25 protein-coding genes are annotated in these 25,601 nt (G+C 40.3%); 5 read left to right on the top strand and 20 right to left on the bottom strand.

Annotated elements, in window-relative coordinates; all coding sequences use genetic code 11:
* Nucleotides 1–64: 64 nt before the first annotated feature.
* From mbcS to IMZ31_RS02515, 9 genes are all read right to left on the bottom strand, one after another.
* The gene (mbcS, locus tag IMZ31_RS02555) at nucleotides 65–1,648 is read right to left on the bottom strand and encodes an acyl-CoA synthetase MbcS (protein ID WP_207529088.1); all 1,584 of its coding nucleotides are present in this window, start codon (nucleotides 1,646–1,648) and stop codon (nucleotides 65–67) included.
* Nucleotides 1,649–2,039: 391 nt separating this feature from the next.
* Complete coding sequence (locus IMZ31_RS02550; protein WP_036783952.1) at nucleotides 2,040–2,678, bottom strand: YczE/YyaS/YitT family protein; 639 nt, start codon at nucleotides 2,676–2,678, stop codon at nucleotides 2,040–2,042.
* 444 nt (nucleotides 2,679–3,122) lie between these two features.
* On the bottom strand, nucleotides 3,123–3,812 hold the full coding sequence (locus IMZ31_RS02545) for a GntR family transcriptional regulator (protein ID WP_207529087.1): 690 nt from the start codon (nucleotides 3,810–3,812) through the stop codon (nucleotides 3,123–3,125).
* 53 nt (nucleotides 3,813–3,865) lie between these two features.
* On the bottom strand, nucleotides 3,866–4,714 hold the full coding sequence (locus tag IMZ31_RS02540; protein WP_207529086.1) for a YitT family protein: 849 nt from the start codon (nucleotides 4,712–4,714) through the stop codon (nucleotides 3,866–3,868).
* Nucleotides 4,715–5,074: 360 nt separating this feature from the next.
* Nucleotides 5,075–5,518, bottom strand: a complete 444-nt coding sequence (locus tag IMZ31_RS02535; protein ID WP_207529085.1) for an SRPBCC family protein — start codon at nucleotides 5,516–5,518, stop codon at nucleotides 5,075–5,077.
* Nucleotides 5,519–5,580: 62 nt separating this feature from the next.
* Complete coding sequence (locus tag IMZ31_RS02530; RefSeq protein ID WP_207529084.1) at nucleotides 5,581–5,961, bottom strand: hypothetical protein; 381 nt, start codon at nucleotides 5,959–5,961, stop codon at nucleotides 5,581–5,583.
* Between the two features lie 232 nt (nucleotides 5,962–6,193).
* Nucleotides 6,194–8,617, bottom strand: a complete 2,424-nt coding sequence (locus tag IMZ31_RS02525) for a glycogen/starch/alpha-glucan phosphorylase (protein WP_207529083.1) — start codon at nucleotides 8,615–8,617, stop codon at nucleotides 6,194–6,196.
* A complete protein-coding gene (locus IMZ31_RS02520; protein WP_207529082.1) occupies nucleotides 8,617–10,056 on the bottom strand; it encodes a glycogen synthase in 1,440 nt (479 codons plus the stop codon). Before IMZ31_RS02520 ends, IMZ31_RS02525 begins: the two co-directional genes overlap by 1 nt.
* 152 nt (nucleotides 10,057–10,208) lie before the next feature.
* Nucleotides 10,209–11,093, bottom strand: coding sequence for a DNA-3-methyladenine glycosylase family protein (locus IMZ31_RS02515; RefSeq protein WP_207529081.1), 885 nt, complete (start codon nucleotides 11,091–11,093; stop codon nucleotides 10,209–10,211).
* 162 nt (nucleotides 11,094–11,255) lie between these two features.
* Here IMZ31_RS02515 and IMZ31_RS02510 point away from each other — a divergent pair, with 162 nt between their 5' ends.
* Together IMZ31_RS02510 and IMZ31_RS02505 are read left to right on the top strand one after the other, a co-directional pair.
* Nucleotides 11,256–11,657 carry a VOC family protein gene (locus IMZ31_RS02510; protein ID WP_207529080.1) on the top strand — a complete coding sequence of 134 codons (402 nt, stop codon included), beginning with the start codon at nucleotides 11,256–11,258 and terminating at the stop codon, nucleotides 11,655–11,657.
* 12 nt (nucleotides 11,658–11,669) lie between these two features.
* Entirely contained in the window at nucleotides 11,670–12,293 is a 624-nt protein-coding gene (locus IMZ31_RS02505; RefSeq protein WP_207529079.1) for a class I SAM-dependent methyltransferase, read from the top strand.
* Nucleotides 12,294–12,325: 32 nt separating this feature from the next.
* On the opposite strand, the gene pdaA is transcribed toward IMZ31_RS02505, so the two are convergent.
* From pdaA to IMZ31_RS02480, 5 genes are all read right to left on the bottom strand, one after another.
* A complete protein-coding gene (pdaA, locus tag IMZ31_RS02500; RefSeq protein ID WP_242705697.1) occupies nucleotides 12,326–13,114 on the bottom strand; it encodes a delta-lactam-biosynthetic de-N-acetylase in 789 nt (262 codons plus the stop codon).
* Between the two features lie 214 nt (nucleotides 13,115–13,328).
* Nucleotides 13,329–14,648 carry a Na+/H+ antiporter family protein gene (locus tag IMZ31_RS02495; protein ID WP_207529077.1) on the bottom strand — a complete coding sequence of 440 codons (1,320 nt, stop codon included), beginning with the start codon at nucleotides 14,646–14,648 and terminating at the stop codon, nucleotides 13,329–13,331.
* Nucleotides 14,649–14,840: 192 nt separating this feature from the next.
* The gene (locus IMZ31_RS02490) at nucleotides 14,841–15,005 is read right to left on the bottom strand and encodes a hypothetical protein (protein WP_207529076.1); all 165 of its coding nucleotides are present in this window, start codon (nucleotides 15,003–15,005) and stop codon (nucleotides 14,841–14,843) included.
* On the bottom strand, nucleotides 14,974–16,062 hold the full coding sequence (locus IMZ31_RS02485; RefSeq protein WP_207529075.1) for an AimR family lysis-lysogeny pheromone receptor: 1,089 nt from the start codon (nucleotides 16,060–16,062) through the stop codon (nucleotides 14,974–14,976). The genes IMZ31_RS02490 and IMZ31_RS02485 overlap by 32 nt, the downstream gene beginning before the upstream one ends.
* Before the next feature lie 357 nt (nucleotides 16,063–16,419).
* Entirely contained in the window at nucleotides 16,420–16,566 is a 147-nt protein-coding gene (locus tag IMZ31_RS02480) for an SE1561 family protein (protein WP_188655004.1), read from the bottom strand.
* 144 nt (nucleotides 16,567–16,710) lie between these two features.
* Between IMZ31_RS02480 and IMZ31_RS02475 the strand changes: the two genes are divergently transcribed.
* Nucleotides 16,711–17,592 (top strand): mechanosensitive ion channel family protein, encoded by an 882-nt coding sequence (locus IMZ31_RS02475; RefSeq protein ID WP_207529074.1) that lies wholly within the window; start codon nucleotides 16,711–16,713, stop codon nucleotides 17,590–17,592.
* 121 nt (nucleotides 17,593–17,713) lie between these two features.
* Here the strand turns inward: IMZ31_RS02475 and IMZ31_RS02470 are convergent, their stop codons facing one another.
* Both IMZ31_RS02470 and IMZ31_RS02465 read right to left on the bottom strand, forming a co-directional pair.
* Nucleotides 17,714–18,523, bottom strand: coding sequence for a YfkD famly protein (locus IMZ31_RS02470; protein ID WP_242705623.1), 810 nt, complete (start codon nucleotides 18,521–18,523; stop codon nucleotides 17,714–17,716).
* A 133-nt stretch (nucleotides 18,524–18,656) separates the two neighbouring features.
* A complete protein-coding gene (locus IMZ31_RS02465) occupies nucleotides 18,657–19,055 on the bottom strand; it encodes an OsmC family protein (RefSeq protein ID WP_207529073.1) in 399 nt (132 codons plus the stop codon).
* Nucleotides 19,056–19,268: 213 nt separating this feature from the next.
* Here IMZ31_RS02465 and IMZ31_RS02460 point away from each other — a divergent pair, with 213 nt between their 5' ends.
* The gene (locus tag IMZ31_RS02460; protein ID WP_207529072.1) at nucleotides 19,269–20,435 is read left to right on the top strand and encodes an MFS transporter; all 1,167 of its coding nucleotides are present in this window, start codon (nucleotides 19,269–19,271) and stop codon (nucleotides 20,433–20,435) included.
* Between the two features lie 112 nt (nucleotides 20,436–20,547).
* Here the strand turns inward: IMZ31_RS02460 and IMZ31_RS02455 are convergent, their stop codons facing one another.
* The gene (locus IMZ31_RS02455; RefSeq protein WP_207529071.1) at nucleotides 20,548–21,396 is read right to left on the bottom strand and encodes a transporter substrate-binding domain-containing protein; all 849 of its coding nucleotides are present in this window, start codon (nucleotides 21,394–21,396) and stop codon (nucleotides 20,548–20,550) included.
* Between the two features lie 271 nt (nucleotides 21,397–21,667).
* Between IMZ31_RS02455 and IMZ31_RS02450 the strand changes: the two genes are divergently transcribed.
* Entirely contained in the window at nucleotides 21,668–23,599 is a 1,932-nt protein-coding gene (locus tag IMZ31_RS02450) for a heavy metal translocating P-type ATPase (RefSeq protein WP_207529070.1), read from the top strand.
* 338 nt (nucleotides 23,600–23,937) lie between these two features.
* Here the strand turns inward: IMZ31_RS02450 and IMZ31_RS02445 are convergent, their stop codons facing one another.
* Genes IMZ31_RS02445 through IMZ31_RS02435 form a run of 3 tightly spaced genes read right to left on the bottom strand, consistent with a single transcriptional unit; the run spans nucleotide 23,938 to nucleotide 25,563 of the window.
* Nucleotides 23,938–24,753, bottom strand: a complete 816-nt coding sequence (locus IMZ31_RS02445) for a YihY/virulence factor BrkB family protein (protein WP_207529069.1) — start codon at nucleotides 24,751–24,753, stop codon at nucleotides 23,938–23,940.
* Nucleotides 24,754–24,782: 29 nt separating this feature from the next.
* The gene (locus tag IMZ31_RS02440; RefSeq protein WP_207529068.1) at nucleotides 24,783–25,076 is read right to left on the bottom strand and encodes a YtxH domain-containing protein; all 294 of its coding nucleotides are present in this window, start codon (nucleotides 25,074–25,076) and stop codon (nucleotides 24,783–24,785) included.
* A 16-nt stretch (nucleotides 25,077–25,092) separates the two neighbouring features.
* Entirely contained in the window at nucleotides 25,093–25,563 is a 471-nt protein-coding gene (locus tag IMZ31_RS02435) for a low molecular weight protein-tyrosine-phosphatase (protein ID WP_207529067.1), read from the bottom strand.
* Nucleotides 25,564–25,601: the final 38 nt, after the last annotated feature.

Here is a 25,601-nt window from a genome sequence, read left to right as displayed (position 1 = left end):
AAAAAAGCTGGTGTAGAGGTCATTGAAGACTTCCACACCAGCTTTTTGATTTAAGTAAGATTTGTTATGCACGTTCTGATTGTTTCTCTTGATTCCGAAGTTCAACCCGGCGGATTTTTCCTGACGTCGTCTTCGGTAACTCAGCAAGGTACTCAATTTTTCTTGGATATTTATAAGGAGCTGTATGATCTTTGACATGTTGTTGAAGCTCACGCGTAAGCTCATCCTGATCCACTTGAACGTTCTTCTTCAACACAACAAATGCTTTAACTATATTTCCCCTGATTTCATCAGGACTAGCTACGACGGCACACTCTTGCACAGATGGATGTTTAACGAGAGCATCCTCCACCTCAAAAGGTCCAATTGTATATCCTGAACTAATGATAATATCATCACTTCGGCCTTCAAACCAGAAGTATCCATCTTCATCCATACTAGCTTGGTCCCCAGTTAAATAGTAGTCACCTCTAAAAGACATCTTCGTACGTTCTGGGTCTTTATAATATTCTTTAAATAAAGCAGGTGTATTCAAATGAACGGCAATATCACCGATCTCTCCCGCTCCTAATGGTCTTCCTTCTTCATCAATGATCGCGACTTCATTACCTGGCGTCGGTTTCCCCATTGAACCTGGTTTAACTTCCATCCCTTTTAATATGCCAACTAACAGCGTATTTTCCGTTTGTCCGTAACCATCCCTCACCGTTACATTAAAATGGTTCAAGAAGATATCAATAACTTCCCTATTTAATGGCTCACCTGCTGATACAGCACTGTGTAAATGTGACAAATCAAACCGGTCTAAGCCATCTTGCTTCGCCATCAATCGGTATTCAGTCGGAGTACAGCACAATACATTTATTTTGTGGTTATCCAACAAGGTCAGATAGCGTTCAGGATCAAATTTACCTTGGTACACAAAGCCAGTGGCTCCTGTCCCAAGCACAGATAAGAACGGACTCCATATCCACTTTTGCCAGCCAGGCCCCGCTGTAGCCCATACTTTATCTCCTTCTTCAATGGCCAGCCATTTATAAGCAGCTGTCCGCAGGTGAGCAAATCCCCACCCATGAGTATGTACAACCCCTTTAGGGTTCCCTGTTGTTCCAGATGTGTAAGATAGAAATGCCATGTCATCCCTTGATGTAGGAGCGATCTCAAGATGATCATTCTCTTGATCCATTAAATAATCCAGGTAAAGCCACCCTTCTGATTCATGACCCACAACAAATTTAGTGACTTGATCAATTGCATCTACATCAGCAAATTGGTCAACATAAGGATAGTAACTGACTACAGCCTTAACTTCCCCATGCTTTATCCGATATTGGAGGTCCTTCGCACGAAGCATCTCTGAACTCGGAATGACGACAAGACCAGCTTTCAGCGCACCAAGATAAACTTCATACGCTTCAATTAGCCGAGGAACCATGACTAAAACTTTGTCCCCTTTCTTAAGCCCTCGCCTCAAGAAAGCGTTACCAATTTTACTTGCACGTTTTATCAGTTTCCGGTACGTAATCTCACGAGCATTACCAGAATCATCTTCCCAGTGAAGCGCTGTATGGTTCGGATCGTTCGCAAACCGCTCTACTTCACTTACGACATTATACTGCTCTGGAGCAATTAAATCTTCACGTTTCATCCTGACATCCCCTCTCAACAAATTGATCGACTCTATTATATCAAATTTTCTAACAATTTAGGAAGAGGCATATTATCCCCACCCGCACCACGCTTTCTTGTGTTTAGGGCCGTTACGTTTATTGAGTGCTAAGGGGTGTCTGGGGAGACCCCACAGAGAGCGTAGCGAACGAGGAGGCTTCCCAGCTCGCCGCGGAAAGCGAGTGATTTCCCGAACCACCTTATTCTCAGTTTGAGCAAACGGAAGCATTCTCTCAATTCGTGTCTTCCACATAAGGGGGACTTATGTGAAAGATTGGACTCGGTTACTACTACCGCAGGGGACAATCGATAAACATAAAAAAGCACGAGGTCCTTCCTACTATTAATAGAAGGAGAGAACCTCGTGCTTATTAGGAGATGAGTTCAACCTCATCTTGATAATTCGGATGGAATCGATAATACATTGGATAAGTTTTCATATACCAGAACTGTATGGCTGGGCCTAAGAATAGAATACCAGCTAATGTCCCAAGACCTACGGGACCTCCAATTAAAAATGCACTGGTAGCCATAACAACAGCTACGACCGTTTGCCCCATGCGCAAGCTTAGATTAAAGCGGCGGCTTACAGTTAAGAACAGCTGATCCACGGGTGCTCTTGGGAACTCAGGGATAATATAGATCGCTACACCAAGACCCGTAATAAGGACACCTGATATAAGCATAACGACTTGTAATAAAAACGGAGCTGTTGAGAAGTCTAAATGTCCAAAGACAATCTCTAGCCAAAAATCCAAAATAAAACCTTCCAAGATCACAGGAATCACTGCTCTAAATTCAGGTGCTTGCTTGATTAACCATCCATTGACGAAAATAATAAGAAATTGGAAGATGGCATACCAAGTACCTACCGTAAGACCAAACAGGTCGGACATACCTATAAAAAAGGACGTCCAAAATCCCGCTCCAAGTGTGGCATTAATAATTAATGCTACACCAAAGAAATTCACAAACATTCCAAGAAGGTAAACCGTTACTCTATAAGTCATGACGATTTCCCCCTTTCTTTGATGTAATTATTCACTAAGCTGTAGGGCCAATTGAAAAATCCTGAAAACATTCTACACCCGCTTATGCAAGGTGGTCAATACGTATAATCCATTTATTCGATAACGTTATATAACAATTTTATTACACTCAAAAATGAAATCGTATTCACTGATTCATACATACATAAAGGAAGTAATAATATCCTACGAGTCCAAAAAAAAGAAACCTGAAACGGCATCTTCTCTTAATCTTCCAGAGAAGTATACGTTCAGGTTTCTTGTTTTTTATTTATACTAATTCAAGTTCGTCTTGATATGCTGGGTGTAATCGGTAATACATAGGGTATGCGTGCGTACAGCTCAGAGTCTTCCATATAAGGAGGCTTATATGGAACAACACCTCATAAAAAAGACTGATTGCGAAATGGCTCACCATTTAACAAATCAGTCTTCGAGTACGTTCTCTAGCGAACGATATGTGGTTTTATCTAAATTCATCGATTCTAAACTGAATCGCATATGACGCTCAATTAAATGCAACAAATGGTCAAGATCGCGGTTACTAAGAGCTTCTATAATATGCTCATGCTCAACAAAGCGTGTACTTCCTTCCATCGATGAGTCAGCATCGTAGAAGACATCATATAATACTAGATAGACATTCATCTGATCCAATATTCGCTCCATATAGTCTTGCAAAAACGTGTTTCCCGTCTTTTGAGCTAGATACATATGAAAGGATTTATTTACGTGAATATATCTTAAAATATCGACGCTTTCATACGTTTCTTTTTCCCTTGAAACCAGCTCTCTCATGACTTCTAGGTCCTTGTCTGTTATCTCACCAATTGCTAAGCGAGCTGCGGTACTCTCTAGTTCCTTTCTCATGACAAACGCTTGTCTAATCTCTTCTACGGTAGGTTGAACTACAAAAGCTCCTCTATTTGGAACAATCGTAACCAGTCCTTCTTGTTCTAAACGAATCATTGCGTGTCGAATTGGCGTTCTAGAGACACTGAGCTGCTCAGCAATCGTCTTCTCAACTAGTTGCGTTCCAGGTGCAATCTTCCTATAAAGAATCGCTTCTTTAAGGGATTGATGAACGCGATCAATCATTGATTTTTTCTCACTCATGGTGAACTATTCATCCTTTATAAACAAGTTCTATTTTGACAAGTTTATTATCTTTAGGCCAAACGTTTAAAGTTCTCTCCGATGATTTCATTCATCGAGTGAACGGTAATAAACGCGGTATGGTCAATTTCAGCGATATATTTCTTAAGACGCGTATAATCCTTACGTTTCAGAATCGTTGTAATAACTTCTTTAGAATCCTGGGTAAAGGCACCTTTAGCAGTATGAATCGTTGCCCCTTTTCCAAGTTCATTAACGATAAAGTGTTGAACTCGTTCACTTTCACGACTAATGATGACAATCTCTTTGTTATTATCAAATTGCTGCAGTGCGTAATCAATCACAATTCCATTCAGAATAACACCAAAGAAGGCATATAGTCCGATTTGTGGACCGAATAAGAATATAGATGATGTTGCAATAGCAATATCCGAAAGCAAGACAGCCTTACCAAGTTCTAGGGAGAAGAATTTATTAATAATCATAGCAATAATATCGGTTCCTCCCGTAGATGCCCCCTGGTGAAAGACCATAGCAATACCAGCAGCAGCAATCATTTGGCCGATAATCAGTTGAATCAGAATATCATCGGATACCGGTTGGCTAAGGGGAGCAAATCGCTCAAGTGCCCAAACCATGAACGAAACCGCAAAGCTTGTATAAATGGTTTTCGCTCCAAAGTTAAATCCGATAAAGATAAAGCCTAGTATGAAACAAATTACGTTCAAGATTAACATAACAAGTCCCAATGAAATGTCGGGATAGATATTATGAAGAACGATAGAAAGACCACTCACTCCGCCTGTTGCCAGGTTGTTTGGAGATAGGAAAAAGTGGACGTTTACCGCTAAACAAAATACACCCAGATTAATGATTAAAAAGGAAAGGACCTTTTTGAACATACGCATCTTCCTCTTCTTCAAATTGTTTTCGTATTGTCGATCAAAATTGTAGTACAATCTGAAATTATAAGACTCATAGAAGACCGTGTAAACAGCTGAATTTAACTTTTTACAAAAAATCCACATAAGCGCTTAAACCTTGATTTAAAGGCTCTGGAAAGCGTTTACTTAAACAAATTTTCAAACAACTATAAAGAAATTAATATCTTTAATCTAAATACATCTCTTGCTGAGTCACTCCAAATTCGAAAGGTATATACGGACCAGCTATTTAAATAAACAAACAAATTAAAACGCCTAGAGTTAAAACTCCAGGCGTTTTAATGCTTGCAATATAATCTTTCATTAAACAGAAGGAGCCTACTCGCTTTCCTCCAGAGCCTTCTTGATCAGCGATAAATGCTCTTTGTCTTCTCGTTGTAGTGTTCTTTTGAAGATCGGTTTAATCATTTTCATCTTTAGTGTAGAGGTATTAATTTCGCACTCAAACTTGATCGTGGTGGTTTGTTTCTCATCTTCATGGAAGGAATAATGATAGATTGTTTCTAAACCTTCAAGCGCGCTGCGTACAGAATAACGCTCACTTGGAACGAAATCTATCACCTCAATTGTAGTGGTACCTTTCCTCCCCTTGATCTCCCGTGTTTCTTTTATCTTAGTACCGACCCCAAATGCACCTTCTGTAATAGTTTCTACTTGGACTACATTAGGCATCACTTTTTTAAAATTATCTATATTAGTTGTAAATGCAAAAACCTCTTCAAGAGGTTTTTCGATTACAACTTCATCTGTAAATGCAGTCATTGTTATTCTCCTCCCCTAAACGTTCTTATATACCCAGTATATCAAACGGGGCGAGGTGAAATCTATGAAGTATGCAGTAAACAAGGCGGGGCCATGGATGTCTGTGCATGGATAATGTATGAAAGCGCTTCCTTTTCAGATGAGAATTTCCCCTCGATTGGAAACCAGCCGAAACGTTCTCTTAAATCCTCGACCGCTTTCAACTCTATATACTTTAAATTCCCTCTATCATCCCGATACACAGCAAAACCTTCTGTATCTAGCTTAATCTTCCCTTGCCGAATCCGATTTTGTACATACTTCCTGGCTTGTTTTTGTGTAGGAAAACCTCCTACAACATCAACGTAGCCCCATACTTTCTGAAAACTTTGGTGATCATAACTAGACAATATAAAAAAGCAATCAGGGGTTTGCACGACAACAAAGCGTTTCGCTCTTTCCATGGTTTCTTCCCCTCCTAAAATGAAGCCTTTTCTCTATTATATCTCAATCTCTTTCTTTAATACTAGTCCAAAAGAATGATTCATTTTACAAGTATGTAGTGTGGTAGAAAAAGAAATACTAGATATATAAATACAGATATTCCGTATAAATTTTCACAAAATAGAAGTCTTTTTACGAAAGTAAGAGGCAAAAAGGATGACGCGTAGCGCCACCCTTTGAACAAATAACCTATTAGATAAACACCGGTTCAAGCTGCCAGATCCCACTTGCATACTCATGGATGGTCCGATCACTTGAGAACTTGCCGGAGTGTGCGATGTTGTGTAAACTCATGCGCCTCCACTCCTTTTGATCCACATACGCTTTGGCAATGCGCTGCTGAGTATCAATATAGGCGGAAAAGTCTTTCAGCACGAAGAATTCATCGTGATCAATTAAGCTGTAATAAATGGACTTAAAATCCACGTCTTCCTTTACAAATGTTCCATTCATCAGTTGATCTAAAATTTGCTTCAACCGGGGATCTTGATTATACATTTCGCGGGCGTGATAACCACCATTCTCATAATAGGAGAGAACTTCATTCGGCTTAAGGCCAAATAAGAAGATATTCTCCTCCCCTACCGCTTCTGCCATTTCAATATTAGCTCCGTCATGTGTACCAATTGTAACAGCACCATTCATCATAAATTTCATATTTCCAGTTCCTGATGCTTCTTTACTTGCCGTTGAAATTTGTTCACTAATGTCTGAAGCCGGGATGATTCGTTCTGAATCTGACACCCCATAGTTCCGAATAAAAACAACTTTTATCTGATCATTAATTGATTTATCATTGTTAATAACATCTGCAATCGTATGGATCAGCTTCACGACACTTTTGGCTAAATGATAGCTCGGAGCGGCTTTACCACCGAATATAAACGTGCGCGGGGTAATTCTGCTCTTTGGATTTTCCTTTATCCTGCGATAAAGATCCATAATATGAAATACATTCAACAGCTGACGTTTGTAAGCGTGCATACGTTTAATTTGTACGTCAAATATAGAGTCAGGGTCCACAGAGATCCCGTATTGATCCGCAATGTGATTGGATAGCCTTTCTTTATTGTGACGTTTCACGTAAGCGCTGGCTTGTTGAAGAGATGGATCATTCGTTAAGGGTTGCAAATTCATCAGGTCACTCGGGTTCTTCAACCATGTTGACCCAATCGCTTCCGTGATGACTGATGTTAGGTCAGGGTTCGCATACATTAGCCAACGTCTGTGAGTGATGCCATTAGTCTTGTTATTAAACTTATGTGGTTCCCACTCATAGAAAGGCTTCATCAATTCCTTCTTAAGAATGTTGCTATGAAGCTTCGAAACACCATTGACGCTATAGCTTCCTACAACAGCTAAATTGGCCATATTCACATACCCATCAGCAATGATCGCCATGTGGTGAATCTTCTCCCATTGACCAGGGTAGGTTTCCCATAGCGTCTTACAGAAACGCTCATTGATCTCATCTATAATCATATAAATTCTTGGAAGCAGCGCTTGCATTAAATCAACGGACCATCGCTCTAACGCCTCTGCCATTAGTGTATGATTGGTGTAGGAAATCGTCTTCTTCGTAATCGACCACGCCTCATCCCAACCTAACCCTTCTTGATCCATTAACAGACGCATCAACTCAGGAATCGCAAGCACAGGATGAGTATCATTGGTATGAATCGCTACTTTATTCGGAAGCTCCGACAAGTCGTGATTCATTCGTTTAAACCGACACAGAATACTTTGCAGGTTGGCTGATACCAAAAAGTATTGTTGTTTCAACCGAAGCCGCTTCCCATCTTCTGTTGAATCATCCGGATACAGGAATTCTGATATCGCTTCAGTTGCCTTCTTATATTCAATAAGACGATGGTAATTGTGATCATTCATTTGATTGAAATCAAAGTCCTTTATAGCAGACTCAGCACTCCACAAGCGGAGAGAGTTCACTGTTTGATTCCGATACCCGACAATCGGCATATCGTATGGAACGGCCAATACAGGTTCATAATCTTCGTGCACAAACGTTAGTTGATCATCCTTTTCATACGACGTTACCCGTCCCCCGAATCGGACCTCAACAGCTTTATCTGATTTCCTAAGCTCCCACACATTCCCTTCCCTCAGCCAATAATCAGGGATTTCTACTTGATAACCATCTATGATCTTCTGCTCAAACAATCCGTACTTGTAACGAATTCCACACCCATGCCCAGGAAGACGAAGAGAAGCCATTGAATCAAGGAAATCAGCTGCAAGACGTCCTAACCCACCATTTCCAAGACCAGCATCAGGTTCTTGTTCTTCGATCCTGTCCAAATCGATCCCCAATTCGTCCAATCCCTGCTCGCACAATTCACGTATTCCTAGGTTCATCAAATTACTCTTCAACAATTTCCCTAAAAGAAACTCCATGGACAAATAGTAGACTTGTTTCTCTCCCTTATCCCGGTACTGATCATTCGTGGTAATCCAATTTCGACTAACATATTCCCGAACCATTGCTCCAAGCGTTGCATACTGGTCTGATGGAGTCGTTTCCTCCACACCTTTCCCATGCATATTCACTAGCCTTTCTAGGTAAGCCTCTTTAAAAGCATCTACGTTTCGAAACATTATAATCGAACCTCCTGATCAGTGTATGAAAGAAGCGTTTTATATAAATTTACGTACGATTTAGATGGTTCATTCCAGCCGTAGTCTACAGATTTGATATTTTGCACAATACGCCACCAAAGTAACGGGTCTCTATAAAAGTGAAGAGCTCGTCGCACAGTGAAAAGCAAGTCGTGAGCTTGATAAGGAGCAAAACTAAACCCGTTCCCTTCTCCTGTAAATTCATTAAAACTCGTAACCGTATCTTTTAGCCCACCTGTTTCTCTCGCCACAGGGACCACCTCATATTGAAAAGCCATAGATGCCCTTGCTCCTCCTGGTTCACATTTAGAAGGGATTAACGATAGATCGGCCGCAGCGTACACCTGCCTAACTAACTCCTCGTCCCATCCACTATGAACGAAAAGCTTTTCCTTATACACGTCCTGCCATTCTTTCAAACGGTGCTCAATGCCCTCACTTTCTTTTCCAATAATCAGAACTTGTACTTCTTCATCCAATAATTCTTCTATGACAGGTAAGAAGATTTCTATTCCTCTTGAATATCCAACTGGAGAAACCATAATAAGAATAGGTACTTCTCTTACCGCCAATGATAGGAGTTGTTGGAGAGCCCTTTTATTCACAGCCTTCCACTCTTTCAGTGGGGGATGACAGACGAGTGAAGGATCTGTATAGGGGTCATAAACAGAGAGATCTATCCCATTACAGATTCCAACAAGTTTAGATTGTTGTTCCCGTAACACCCCATCGAGACCTTCCCCGTGATAGGGGGTGAGAATTTCATCCGCATAGGTCTTACTTACCGTTGTAAGTAGATCCGCATGTATCAAAGCTCCCTTCATGAGGTTGACCTTGCCATAATACTCACAAGTATCTTCATTTATACTGAGCAGATCCTTAAAGGTTCCGGCCGTATAGACTGCTTGTTGATTCAATTGATAGATCGTGAACATGGTTTTTATAGAGGCATAATAAGGGTTATGGTTATAGTCTTCTTTTAACAAATAAGGAATAAATGCTGCGCGCCAGTCATGCGCATGCAACACATCTGGCTTATCACGGAGTTTTGGAAGAACTTCTAGAACGGCTTTACAGAAGAAAGCAAAACGCTCCGCTTCATGAAAAGAGCGAGGGTCACCATAGACCTCCTCTTTCCCAAAATACTCTTCTTGTTCTATAAAATAATATCTTAGTCCATCAAACTCCGCTTCTTTTAAATAACAAACCTTCTCTCTCCACCCCAAATGCAACGAGCATACTGTTTTAGTTGTCATCAAGGCTCTAAAATGAGAAGGAATCGCTTTATATAAAGGCAGTATAACGCTGACCTTAACGTTTTGTTCCTGAAGAGCCCTTGGTAAGGAACCTAGCGCATCAGCTAAATCATTCGTTTTACAAAACGGCACACACTCTGAGGCGATATGGAGTACATTCATTTTTCCTCTCCTTACTCAATTGATCGTATATGTGATAAAAGACATATAGAAAAATGTATGCTCTGGAACAACAAACATGCCCACTTTCCATGATCCACATTTAATTTGATTCAAATAAAAAAAGTCTGGTCATTTAACATGACCAGACTTCTTCACCCTTCTATACTTCTCCAAAGAGTCAGAGATGCATAACTCTTATACGGACTCCAACCGCTACTCATAGCTTCAATATCATCTTGCTTAGGCTTCGATTCAAATCCAAAGTAATGCTTTAAAGCGTTTTGGATACCAATATCCGCCTTTGGTAAGAAATTGGCTCGTCCTGCCCCGAATAAGAGCCAATTCTCTACCGTCCAAGGTCCAATCCCACGAATTTTGGTGAGTTTCTTCATAACTTCTTCGTTATCTAAGGTAGTGAGTTCTTGCAAGTTCAGCTCCCCATTAACCATCTTTTGAGATGTATCGATTACATACTCAGCTTTTCGTTGGCTAAATTGCAAGGCACGAAGCTCTTCATAAGGAATCGATGCTACGCGCTCAGGTGTTGGATAAAACCAAACGCCATCTATTTGATTACCGTATGTCTGAACAAAACGAGTACTCAATGTGTAAGCAAACTTCATATTGAGCTGTTGATGAATAATCGTTTTCATCAAACAATCATACGGGTGATAATCCTTAACAATCGGTGTGGCAGGGTGATCCTTAAACAACTGGTCAAGGTTCGTATGGAGAAAATGCTCATGAACGTCTTCAAGATTCACATCCCACTGAAATAAGTCGTGCATGTGGTGAAGCAGTTCTTCTTTCCTCTCTACTGAATCCCCTTTTATAACAAAAGCCGGCTCTTCTCTTGTACCAGTCCCTTCTACTTGAACCACATGCTGTTCCGAACCGATTTGAACCGGGATTTGCACCCACCTTTCTTCCCGATTTAATTTACTCAACGGATCGAGACTAAAACGTAACAATGTGTAGTCAAAGTCATAAAACGTATCTAAATAAACATGTTCCTGCCAAGCGTAACGTGTCGACAAATCAAGCCCCTCCCTTTCTTAAACGCTTCATTTTCTGAATGTCTTTTAACGCTACCCTAAAACGTTCTACATGTAACTTGATATGGTTTTCTTGTTTATCAGACGTACAAAAAAGGAAGAGAAAAATAATAGTTTGCAAACAAAAATGAAGAGGTGAAGATCATGGATGATAAATTAATCGTAAAAATTGCAACCATCGAAGTACCCGTTTCAAATTTAGAAAAGTCTCAGGAGTTTTACACTGAAATCCTCGGGCTACACACGGTAGAGGAACAAGACCATGCCCGCTACCTTTCCTTTGGAGAAAAAGGAACAGCAACGATAAAATTAACGGAGACAAATTCGGTATCTCCTTTACATTTCTCCAATTCCAACGCGAATATCCAGCATAATCCTGTCATAGATTTTTATACAACAGACATTCATGCCTGTTACCACTTCTTCCATGAAGTGAATCTGTCCGTTACAGAAATCGAAGAAGCCGAAAGTGGAAAAATCTTTTATTTTCAAGACCCAGATGAACATTGGTTATGCATGAGCACGACCAACCATGTCAGCCAGTAAGGAGTTGATCTAATGAGCTCCGAGCAAATTGGGGCGGTTGATTCCCAACATGAAGCCTCACATAAGTTTGACTACTTCTTTCAAAAATGTGAAGACCAGGGCACGACACTCTATAGGAGAAATGTATTAACCTTAGGCTGCGGAGATGGTGCTTTCACAAATGCTCTCTTTCATCACGAAGCCCACGTCACAGGACTTGACCGTTCTACTAAGAAACTTACTGATGCTAAAAGCCGAAACCCAAACATCACTTACCGTAAAGGCGATGCTGAACACTTGCCTTTTGAAAGGGACAGTTTCGATGTCGTTATAGCCTTTGGGGTTTGGCATTTATTTGACCGTCCAAAAGTTTTGAGTGAAGCAAGCCGTGTCCTTACTGAACACGGAACCTTACTTATAGTTTGCGAAAAAATCCTTTCCTCTAACGAAAATTCCGAGACCGCTTCCTTTTTCCCTGAGGAATGGTACGAGGAATGGGAAGAAACAAAGTGGCACATTAATAATCAATGGTCTGTACAGGACGTTTCTTCAAAATGGTTTCCTGAGAAAACATTTTTCCAAAACGACCAAAAGTTGAATCAATTTAATTTGGTTGAAGTCGAAACGCACTACAACTGCATTACATTACGAAAATAGCGAGTCCTCCAAAGGCGAGGTCTCGCTATTTCTTATTGCTCAGATAATGACTGCAATGGGTTTGGCAATAGATCTTTCAAGACTAAATCATCAAGACTCTTAAACGTGTAGCCTCTTTTTCGAAGTTCATCGATCATATGTTCAAGAGCAAGTGCGTTATCCTCTGAAACAGTGTGAAGCAGTATAATTGCGCCTGGATGGACTTGTTTTACAACACTTTTATATGCATATTCCCACCCTTTTTGACCGTCCGTGTACCAATCCACAAAAGCTAAAGACCAAAACATTGTAATGTAACCCATTCTTTCTGTTTCAGCTAAACTTCTCTCACTAAAGGTTCCTCTAGGAGGGCGTAGATATTGCATGGATTCCTGATCTGTAAGCTTCGCAACAGCATCCTCAACCCTGTCTAATTCTTTTTGAATCTTATCAGAAGAGGACCTTGAGAAATCTGGATGATTCCAGGAGTGGTTACCAATAATATGCCCTTCTTTAACCATTCGCTTCACAAGATCAGATGCGCTATTCACATAGTGCCCGGTTACAAAGAACGTTGCCGGAACTTCTTTCTTTTTTAATACATCTAGAATCCGCCCTGTGTATCCTTGCTCGTATCCATTATCAAACGTTAAATACACGACTTTTTCATCAGTATGGTCCATATAATAGCCGCCATATTTCTCTAAAAGCGGTCCGTATACACCAACATCAGGAGGCTGTCCTTCTCCCACCTTACTGAATCCCCACCCATAGCTTCCGTGAGCACTCACATTTGGCGCATAGAGTAAACTCCCCGCCACCATACTAATAAGCAACCAAATCCTCACAAGCACACACCACCTTTTTACATTAGTCTTCATCACAACCACCAAAATATACATCACCCATCCTTCACCGCTCCACCGTAGTGCAGCGTGTCTGACACCCTGCGAGGCTTTAACGTAATGAAGGGTGTCTGACACCCTTTAGTGGTTTAAAGACATAAAAAAGCCTGCCCCGGTGTGGTGGGGCAGGATGGTGGAACAATCGATTTATTTATAAGATAATCGCTGCGACCCAACCGAACACAAACAATGGAATGTTGTAGTGTAAGAAGGTCGGAACGCAGGTGTCCCAAATGTGGTTGTGGCGACCATCAGCGTTTAAGCCTGATGTTGGGCCAAGTGTACTGTCAGATGCAGGTGAACCCGCATCGCCAAGTGCTCCTGCTGTACCGATAAGCGCTACAGTAGCAAGTGGAGAGAAGCCTACTGATACACAAATTGGTACATAAAGAGCTGCTAAAATCGGAATTGTACCAAAGGATGAGCCAATCCCCATTGTGATTACAAGACCAACGACAAGGAGAAGGAACGCAATGACCATCTTGTTATCACCAAGTTGACCAGATGTTTGTTCAACAAGTGCGTCAACTGCACCAGTTGTCTGAATAACATTAGCAAAGCCAGAAGCAATGAGCATAACAAAGGCAATTGTCCCCATCATCCCAATACCTTCTGAAACAACTTGATCGCCTCTCTTGAACGGTACAATACGGAAAGCAAACATCGAAACAAGTCCAGCAAGTGCTCCGAACACCATACTACCTGTATACCACTGAATACCAAGGGCAACAATAATGGCAACAATCGTTAATACATGCTTACGACCAAAGGTTTCTACTTTTTCTTCTGAAGCAGCTACTTCAGCTTTTTCAGAGTCAACCTGAATAACATCCTCAGGGTCACGTGGTTTACGATACGTGAACAAGACCGCAATAAGCAGACCAACAACCATTCCTAAACCAGGAATCAGCATCGACTGAGCAATTTCAGGCACTGAAACGGTCACTCCATTTTCTTTCATAGAGTCTTGAATAGTCTGATGGAAGATAAGCCCGAAACCAGCAGGAATCATAAGGTAAGGTGCTTTCAACCCAAATGTTAAAGCTGTGGCAACACCGCGACGGTCTATTTTCATTTCGTTAAACAGTTTTAAAAGCGGTGGTATAAGAATTGGAATAAATGCAATATGAACCGGGATCACGTTTTGGGATAAAGAAGCAACACCTGCAATAACGAATAGAAGCGCTACTCGTTTCCCCTTCATCACCTTTAATAAATTTTGGACCAGAATGCCTGTAATACCTGAATAAGCAATCGTAACAGCAAAGGCACCTAATAATATATAACTTAGGGCAACTTGCGCTTGATTACCCATACCGTTAATAATCATATCTAGCGTATCTGTCAAACTCGCACCAGTCATAAGCCCGCCTGTAAGCCCTGCAGCTAATATGGCAATGATAACGTTGACGCGCAACAAGCTTAAAACCGTCATAACAAGAACAGATACGACAACTGACCAAGCTAGCATATTTTAATACCCTCCTATAGTTTTCAAGAAATTTGTATTTTTACGTTATTGTATTAGTTCGTTAACAATTTAATATGGTAAAGGACTAACGTAAAAAAATCAACCCTCTTGATTAAAAAAAGGGAGGTGGGAATATTTGTTGTTATGGGAGGGCATAGAAAAAGGAAGCATTGGGATGCTTCCTATAGAGTATTATTTTCCTACACCTTTGATGTATGGGTCACTAAAAGTCATAATTTCAACTGAAGTAGTTTCTATAGATGACTGATTAGTACTTTTATCTTGTTCTACTCCTAATTGCAAAGATAGAGTTAACGCTAATACACTAATTAATGTGATAAGCTTTTTCTTCAACATTATCCCACCCCCTTTTTTGTAACTCTCTCAACGGCAATCTACCAAAGAAATAGTCTCCTATTTCATCAATAATTCTCCTATAGGACTCATATAATAATTTTTCATCATCTTTAGCTAAGCCTAGGTAGTAAAGTTGGAAAGGAGATAGAGATTCAAGTTCACTTAATAATTCTATAGCTTTTTCCTTTTCCCCTTTCATTACTGCTAGGTGAGCAGCTTCAGGGATATCAGTTGTTTCAATGCCTTCACACTTTCCGTTCACCGCATGGATAAAAGGTATTATCTCTTTTCTAAATAAATCCAGGTAGTAAGTAATATTGTATTCTTCTGCAATCTTAACAGCTTGGTCCATATAATTAATTGCCATTTTAAAATCATCATATATATAAGTTTCAGCTAAATTAGCTAACACATAACATTTTTTCTCGTAATTAATAAGGGTATTTTCTAGCAGATTCTCACCATAATGGCGTGCCATTTCTACTTCATTATTCCTCCAATGAATTACAAACAACATTTCATTTTCTCTATACTGGAAATATAGTCTAAGTAATGTACTCTCAATCTCAAGCATTTTCTGAGTCAGTTCACTTCTATGCCCTTTGGTATAGGCAAAGTTTAACTTATCACAATGAGCATAAAATACAGTAAACATTACCAAGCACTCTAATTCAGGATCAGAAGATTGGAATTTTGAAATAAATGTATCAAGATCAGCAATTTCAGCTCCCCTCAATTTTCGATCTAAAAAGAATTGATAGAGAAATGCCCATTCGCGATTAACTTGGTTCTCTGAATTCTCGTTGATTTTAACGAGGTCTTGCACCTCATCTAGAAGTCCATTCATATACAAATACTCTAGACCCACTCGCATATTTTCATCAGTTTGGCATAGAAAACAAAATTCTCTCATTAGGCGTATGGTCGTAACCTCATCATATTCCTTCGTTAACTGTTGCAACACGGTAAACAGCGCAGGCTCGTCGGGGCCTACTAACTGTCGAACCGACTCTAATTGCTCAGAAGAACAGATCGGACCAGTTTCTTCATTTCGCATATGCTAATCCCCTTATATAGAAGATTGAATTCACATCTGATCGTTTCGTAGTAAGATGCCAGAATTCTTGGTGCTTACTGAGGTTCTTTTCTAAGGTGTCCTTTTTCACATTTCTGTATTGTCAATGATTCTCTGTGACTATCTTAGTTATCATCTTAATATAAAAATGGAATTTTTACCATTCTAAATGTTTAAAAATGAAGAATTTATAGAAAAGTTAAAACAAAAAGTAATTTCCTATAAAAGTTGTCATATCGATTTATAAACCCCAATCCGTATTTACTACTCGAACCATTTCTCTTACTTGTGATTACCTATATAAATATAAAAAAAGACACCCCTAAAGGTGTCTTTTCATTAAAAACGTTCTTCTAAATCTTCTAGCATTTTAATTAAACGATCCACATCTTCAACAGATGTTTTCTCTGGATCCAACTCATCAACTTTCGTCATAAACGTGTTTAGACGTAATTTCAGTTCATCAATTTTAGCTTCGTTACTCATGGATGTGCTCCTTTTTAATTGAAGTCATGTAGCTCTATCCTATTAGAAAAGTCGTAATTTGTCTAATGACGCCGCGTGTTTATAGAGCCGCACTTCCGTTCATGCTATAATATAGCCAACATACAGCACGACGGAGGTGTCGATATGGAATGGATAAACAAATTGCAAGACTGGTACGGAGTTTTCATTCAAATATTCGAATATAAAATCGTTCAAGTCATAGTTGCGATTCTCGTCGTTTTTATAGGAATTCGCTTCATCAGGCGTTCTATTCGATCTTTCTTTTATCGTACTTCTTTCATAGAAGAACGAAAAGAAAAGACGCTTGAATCGATGATTAACTCCATTGTTTCTTACACAGCTACGATTGGAATCATTATTTATATTCTTTCTGTATATGGTGTACAGGTCGGAAGCATCCTTGCCGGGGCTGGTGTCATCGGTATTATTCTTGGCTTCGGTGCACAAAGTCTTATTAAGGACATTTTATCGGGTATCTTCTTTATTTACGAAAAGCAGCTTCATAAAGGCGATTTCGTCTCTATTAACGACAAGTTCATTGGGACTGTAGAAGATATTGGGCTACGCTTCCTTAAAGTACGGCAGTGGAGCGGGAAGCTCCTGACCATTAGTAATGGGCAAGTAACTTCGATTCAAAACTATAACATCGATCATATGCGCGTCATCGAAGCGATCACTGTTAGCTTCACTGAGGATCCAAAACGTATATTTACGCTATTAGAGGAAACTTGTGAACAACTTAATGAAGAACTTGATCAATACCTTAAGAAAGACTTAACGAAAAAACCAATTCAACCATTCCAAGTGTACGGCATGACCTCCTTAAACAAAGATCACAGAGGATATGAATACACCATTGTTGGATTAACCGAAGACCTCGTGTACTGGACCGCTGCGAAAGAAGCCAGGAGGATGATCGCTGAAAAACTGTTTGACTCTGGTGTTCAAATGTCACTACAGCATATTGACCTTCCATCTCCGCCATCAAATGAACAGAATCAATAAAATGCCTGCCCTCTTGAGGGACAGGCATTCTTTATTGCTGTAAAGGACCACCGTGTGCCAGACACCCTTTAGCACTCTAAATCCCTAAACGGTGTCTGGCACGCTTTGTTTGGCTAAAGTGTTATTGGATGTTGAAGTTGAAGGAGATGTGGTCTTGGATTGGGATCCAGGCACCAATTCCTTGTTTGGTTACGTTTTTTACAACGAGGTATTTTTTTGAACCTTTTAGTTCGATATATACTTCTCCAAATGTAACTTTCCCTTTTTCATTTACGGCTGGTGCAAAAGCGCTTAATGTTCCGATCTTTTTAGGCGGTATACCGTAGGAGTTATCTTTCTTTGTCCCTTTACCAAATACCGTATGGAATGATAGGGGTAAATCTGTATTCTCCTGCGCCTCAAGTAGCATCATCTTTTTGATATCTTCTGTTTTTTCAATCTTAGCTGTTAAGCCACCTTTGATATGCTTCTCAGCCTCTTGATTATAATTAAGCTTTTGTGTCTCTTTACCACCAAGGTTGTTTAACTGGTTTTGATTAATCTTTTGGTATTGCCAATTGATACTAGTTTCTTCTGATTCATATTGAAGTGGCCAGTGCCCCATGTAGATCATGCCACGATACCCAATCGCTACAGGTGACGGTTTCAGATTTGTTTCATTAAGCATCTTGATTAACTGAGGGTTCTCGATTTTTACCTCTGACCCTTCAATTAACTCTCTCGTTAGTTCACTTGGCTCTAACGTCACTTGATCTTGTGTTGAATTAGGGTACGTATTGTCTTTTGAAATGTTTAATACATGACTTGGAATCTTTCCTTTATCATCCTGGCTTTCATCAGGACCCTTCTTTTCAGCTGCATTCACAAACCCCGGAACAAGTAGGACGATAGCGACAATAAGAGCAAGGAATTGTTTCATATCTATTTTCATCGGTCACTTTCCTTTCGATTTTTGCTTAGTTTGAACGTCCTCAGGAATTTGTATGCATCCAGAGATTCAATTCATACACAAAAAAAAGAGCTTCACTGCCTATGCAGCAAAGCTCTTCCCCTTTTATACCAAATTAGTCTAGCTCGATCGCTTCAACTGTTTCCTCAATCTCGATGCATCCTTTAACGGATTGGACCATTGAGCAGTTCTTACTAGATAACTCTAAGTTCTTTGTAAGCTTATCTTCATCAAGGTGTGAACCTTTAACAACGAAGTGTAAGTGAATCTTCTCAATTCGATTCGCTTCAGCTTCATTACGAGTAATATCAGCTGTCACTTTAATATCTTCATACTCAATACGTTGTTTGTCTAGAATCTGACGATAAACAGAAAGGCTGCAACTTGCAATGGAAGATACCATCAATTGAAATGGGCGAAACCCTTTTTCCTCATCAGGTGAAATATTAAGTTGACCAAATTCCGTAGATGTACGAACACCTTCATTTTTCAAATAAAACTGTAGCTGTGGCATTAAGCTTCACTCCTTTTCAAATCTCAGTAAGATTTCTTGTTACATATAGTGTAACCGATATTAGTGGATTGATAACGTAATCTGCTTACATTAACCCTTCATTACTTTGCCACAAGGTCCCTTATGAAACAAGAGACATGGCAGGATTTCTCTTGCTATTTCCTATGACCGTTAGTAGCATAAACAGATGAACAAGTTTTGGAGGACGACATAATGGCTTCAACACGATTTCGTTTTACAGCATTAATACTTTTAGTTTCTATTTCAGGCTTCACTCAAGGGATGCTCTTACCGTTAATTGCAGTCATTTTAGAGCAAAACGGTGTATCATCCTCGATAAATGGCCTTCATGCGACCGGCTTATATATTGGCGTTTTACTTGCCTCTCCCTTTATGGAAAAGCCTTTGCAACGAATTGGCTTTAAGCCAATGATCCTCCTCGGAGGTGCGCTTGTTTTTGTCTCTATGGCTTTCTTTCCGTTTTGGGAATCGTTATGGTTTTGGTTTATATTACGCGTAACGATCGGGATTGGAGACCATATGCTCCATTTCGGGACACAGACTTGGATCACCACAACATCTGCAGAAGAACGTCGTGGGCGAAACATTGCATTATATGGCTTATTCTTTGGTGCTGGCTTTGCAATTGGTCCACTAATGACAAGGCTCGTGGATATCCACATCGCTTTACCTTTCTTATTATCTGCCGGTTTCAGTGTGATTGTCTGGTCTCTTATGCTTTTTGTACGCAATCAGTATCCAGAAGATGACGGGGGCTACACCTCTTCATCTAGCTCTTTTTCCCGTTTCTTTCAAGCAGGTAAATTAGCATGGGTAGCGTTCCTGCCTCCATTTGGTTATGGTTTTCTCGAAGCGACCCTACACGGGAACTTCCCCGTGTACGGAATGCGCATTGGACATGAAGTGAGTATGCTGTCATTAATCATTCCTATGTTTGCAGTTGGAAGTATTCTTTCACAGCTCCCTTTAGGGATTCTTAGTGATAAAATCGGTCGTAAAAACGTGCTTATTGGTGTAATCCTCGCTGGAATCGTTTGTTTTTTCCTAGCTTCAATCTTTGAAGATTCAGTAGCTTGGTTATTTGGCTTATTTACACTTTCAGGCATATTCGTGGGATCGATCTTCTCGCTCGGTATTTCTTACATGACCGATATACTACCAAAGAGCCTTTTGCCTGCCGGGAACATTATGTGCGGAATTGCTTTCAGTATCGGAAGTATAATAGGACCCTACACCGGAGGAGTATTCATTGATCTCTTCCCAGGAGCTTCCTTCTTCCACATCATCACAACTATGCTCATCCTGATACTAATTCCAATCTCCCTAAAAAAAGAAGCACCACTCCCTTCAACACAATAAAGACCCACAGCGTGCCAGACACCATCTGTCACACTAAAGCGCTAAACGGTGTCTGGCACGCTTCACTGCTTTACTATAAGAAAGAGGCATCCCATAACGGGATGCCTCTTTCTTATTGGGTTGCTACTGGGCTTTGTTGGATTGGGGCTTGGGGTTTGATGGATGCATCTTCTCCGAAGAATCGTTTAGCAAGCCGGGTGAGCTGACCTTCTTGTCTCAATGCCAACATTGCCCTATCGATTTCTTCCTTAAGAGATTGATTCTCCTTATTTAATAAAACTCCATGCTCAGTTGGATTTAGTTTAATATCAGGATGTAAGACAAGATCATATTCAGGATAAGCTTGAAGCCCTAACTTCGATAAGTAATAATCATTGATAATGACATCAAGTATTCCTCGATGGACATCCTTTAAATAAACCTCATTCGAAACGTTATCATATGTAATTACTTTAGCCCCAAAAGCACGTGCAATTTCACTAAATGTCGTCGTGGCTTCTCCCCCTGCTTTCTTATCTTCCAGGTCTTCCAACTCCTTAATTCCGCTATAACTGTCTTCACGCACAATCATGGTCGTATATGAATACTTATAAGGATTACTAAACAAATAGCTCTCTTCTCGCTCATCATTTATCTGAAAGTCGTTCATCGCAGCATCAATCTTCCCACTCTTTACTGCAGCAAACATTTCATCTACACCTATCTCTTTAAACACAATATCTATACCCATATGCTCTCCCAGAGCATGCATAACTTCCACGTCATAACCCGACAATTGATTAGAGCCTTCCGGTGTATAAGAAACCCCAACAAGCGTTCCAGACGTTCCAACGACAAGCTCGCCAGTTTCTTGTACTTGTTCCCACTTGGAATCAGATTGTTGAGTATCTCGAGAACACGCCGATAAAAGAAAAGCAAAGCATACGAGCGCTCCATAAATCACTACACGTTTCAAAACCATTGTCACTCCTCTTGATGTAATCTCACTTAATATAGCAACCACCCCATTTGAATTCAAGCGGGTTTACAGTTTATCCTCCGCACATGCGTATTTTAGTTGTAAGTCTTGACTTCGACCAAAAACGTGCTACTATTAAATTACATACTAAATTATAATTATTCTAAATAAGAATCATTATCACTATAGACAAAGCTTTTACAAAACACATTTAAAACATTATAGATAATTGAAAAGAGTTTTCATTCTCAATTAAAAAAGGAGAGTTGAGAAAATGTCAGCTGAATCAAAAGCAATGAACACCTCCCCTTCCACGACACCGACCTCACAGAACCCGTCCGCATTCATCGCCAGCCTGAAAAGTAATGGTGAATTAATCGCGGCCATTATAAGTGGAATCATTATTTTAACAGCTTGGTTAACAGAAGGTATACTTAGTGAACCTGTATCCGTGGGACTATACATTTCTGCCTTTATTATAGGTGGCTTTGCTAAAGCGAAAGAAGGTATTGAAGAAACGATTGAAGATAAAGATCTAAATGTAGAAATGCTCATGATCTTTGCTGCTATTGGATCAGCTTCCATTGGATACTGGACAGAAGGTGCTATTTTAATCTTTATTTTCGCTATGAGTGGAGCTCTTGAAACGTATACGATGAACAAGAGTCAACGTGAGATCTCATCCTTAATGGACCTCCAACCAGAAGAGGCGCTTCGAGTTCATAATGGAAAAACAGAACTCGTTCATGTTTCTGAACTTACAATTGGTGATCACATCCTGGTAAAGGCCGGAGAACGCGTTCCTTCAGATGGAGAAATCATTAAAGGAAACACTTCTCTCGACGAAGCCGCCATTACAGGAGAATCGGTCCCTGTCTCTAAAGAAATGGGTTCAGAGGTGTTTGCCGGAACCGTTAATATCAACGGAAGCATAACGGTAAAGATTACGAAACGATCTAACGAAACGCTTTTTCAGAAGATTATCCAGCTCGTCCAATCGGCCCAAAGCGAAAAATCACCTTCCCAGTTATTCATTGAGCGTTTTGAGGGAACATACGTTAAAGTTGTACTGATCGCCGTTGCCCTAATGATGTTCATCCCTCACTATGCTTTCGGATGGAGTTGGCAAGATACCATTTACAGAGCGATGATTCTACTTGTTGTTGCCTCTCCTTGCGCTCTTGTCGCATCGATTATGCCTGCAACATTATCTGCTATTTCTAACGGGGCACGGAACGGTATTCTCTTTAAGGGAGGCGTTCACCTAGAGAACCTGTCCCATCTTCAAGCAATCGCTTTTGACAAAACAGGCACTTTAACAAACGGCAAACCAATTGTAACGGATGCCTACTTCCGCTCAGAAGATGAGAACTTATTAGAAGTTTTCACTTCGATAGAACGGGAATCGAATCACCCCCTTGCACAGGCCATTGTGAAATACGGGGAAGCAAATAATGCTACTGAGCACTTAGATGTATTCAATATGAAAGATGTATCCGGTAACGGAGTAACAGCAAGCGTATACAATAAAGAATGGAAAATCGGGAAAGCTGCTTTCGTCGGAGAAGAAGAAGCTTTCAATTTCCAAAATGGCATAGCTGAGAAATTAGCAAACGAAGGAAAGACGTTAACCTTTATTGCTGATGAGAATGGCATAGCCGGATTAATCGCGCTCAAAGATACAATTCGGAAAGATACGAAACGTGCCATCCAAACCCTACGTCGTAATGGCATTTACACCGTAATGCTTACAGGTGACCATGAGACAACAGCGAAAGCCATCGCAAAAGAATGTGGCATCGACAATTACGTGGCCGAGTGTTTGCCAGAAGACAAAGTTGAACAAGTGAAGCTTCTCCGTCAATCCTTCGACAATGTTGCCATGGTGGGCGACGGCATTAACGATGCCCCTGCCCTAGCTACCGCAAACGTAGGGATTGCTATGGGAGAAGGAACGGACGTTGCACTCGAGACAGCCGATATCGTTCTTATGAAGAATGATTTACCAAAGATATCCAATGCATTGTCTTTATCAACAAAAATGAATCGAATTGTGAAGCAAAACGTGATTTTTTCTATACTCGTTATTATGCTTCTGATTATTTCAAATTTTCTTCAGTTCCTTAACCTGCCTCTAGGTGTGGTTGGCCATGAAGGGAGTACCATTCTTGTTATTTTAAACGGTCTGCGTTTATTGCGCTCGTAGAGAATATCCAAGGAGTATGAAGCTGTCCTTCAGCTACATATTCCTTTTTACTTTCCCATACAAAGAAGCCCCGTTAAATGAATAACGGGACCTTCTAGAAGCAAGCCATACGTGTTAAGCTCCACTTCTTCATTAATGGAAATTGTTCTTTTTATTCGCTGAGCTACTTGTTTTGTGCTTTGCATCATCAGAAGTTTGCTTATTTTGGTTTTTATCACTGCGTGCTTTTTGGTTACGCTTGTTGTTAGCCATTCGTCATCAACCTCCCTCTCATGAAGTCCTTATTAGAATGCTCGTGCAAGCCATTCTTTATGTACATCGTAAGGACCTTGAAAGAGTTACCTTTTAAACCATTGACGCTCACGTAACATCGCATTTATTTCGCCGCCCAGAATGATTACAACACCTGAGAGGTAGAACCAAATCATTAAGATAATGACAGCTCCTAAACTCCCATAAGTAGCCGAATAGTTACCCACACCTGAATTTACATAAAATGAAAATCCTAACGAAGCCGCTTGCCAGGTCACCGTTGCAAATACAGCCCCAATAAATGATTGCCTAATATTTACGTGATGGTTAGGTGCTAAGATGTATAAAGACATCAGCACTAGCAAGAAGAGTGTAGACGATATGACCCACCGCAACGCATTCCATACTGCCAGAAAATCTTCAGACACACCAAACCATGAAAAGATATATACCCCTATCGCTTTACCGAATACCGGAAGCATAAGAGCAACAAGAATGACAATAAACATCGCAACGGTAAGTACAATGGCAATCAGACGACTCTTAATAAACGAACGGTCTTCTTTAACGTCATAAGCTCTATTAAACGCCCTCATGACAGCATTCGTCCCATTTGAAGCAGACCATAACGTTGCGAGTAAACCAACTGATAGCAGCCCTGTATTTTTCGTTTCTAAGTTTGACGTTAGTAAATCCATCGCTTCACTTGGAATATAGCGTGACATGGCCAACACGATATCTTCAATTGAAATCGGCAAATATGCCATAAGCGCAATTAAAAAGATCATAAATGGAAAAATGGATAGCAGAAAGAAATACGCTAATTGTGCGGCAAGGCCAGCCACTTCATGGTCGGAGAAGCGACGAAACAAATCTTTCCCGAATTGAATTATAGTCGACAATGTATCCCCCTACCTCGCAAATGGAGTGTTTACTCAGGAGGTTCTTCGCTTTGACTTTCGATCTTTTCTAGAAATTCATTGAGCTGATCCAAGATACGAACAGCCTGCTCAGAACCTGTAGTAACAGCTTGTGCCATATGTTCGTATTTCAAACGAAGGTCGTGAATCGCATCAGATGGGTGCGCTGCATACTCTCTTACTTTTCCACTCGTTTGCTTTACACATGTTGAAGCTTCGCGTCGAGTATCTTTATCAAAAAGCGAATACACAACACCCGCTAACGCCCCCATTAACACGCCTTTAATAAATTTATTTTCTCCCATGGTATCTCCTCCTATTTTATAACTTATATGCTTCTTTTATGTCAGCTAAAAGATTTTCACAGCCTTTTTCAATGAGTTCATATACTTCCTCAAAGTTCCCTGTGAAGTAAGGATCCGGAACGTCTTGATCATCGCTGTCCTGCACAAAATCCATGAACTGAGCAACTACCACACCTTCACCAAACGAACGAAGCGTCTCTAGATCACTATAATTCTGACGATCCATTGCAATAATGTAATCAAACTCGTCCCAGTCAGCAACCTTCACTTGACGGGCTGTCATTCCATCATAAGAAACATTATGTTGATCTAACATTCTTCGCGTATCCTGATGGGGAGGTTTCCCCTCATGCCAACTTCCTGTTCCAGGTATATCGATCCGAAATTGCCCTTTCAACCCTTGTTGCTCCGTTAAATTTCTAAACACCGCTTCCGCCATTGGAGAGCGGCAAATGTTCCCAAGACATACAAACAATACATTTATCACACGATCACCCTCTTCTATCATTAGTTCTTTCTATATTA

The sequence above is a fragment of the Pontibacillus sp. ALD_SL1 genome, from assembly GCF_017355605.1.
This window is presented reverse-complemented; position numbering and strand designations above follow the sequence as displayed.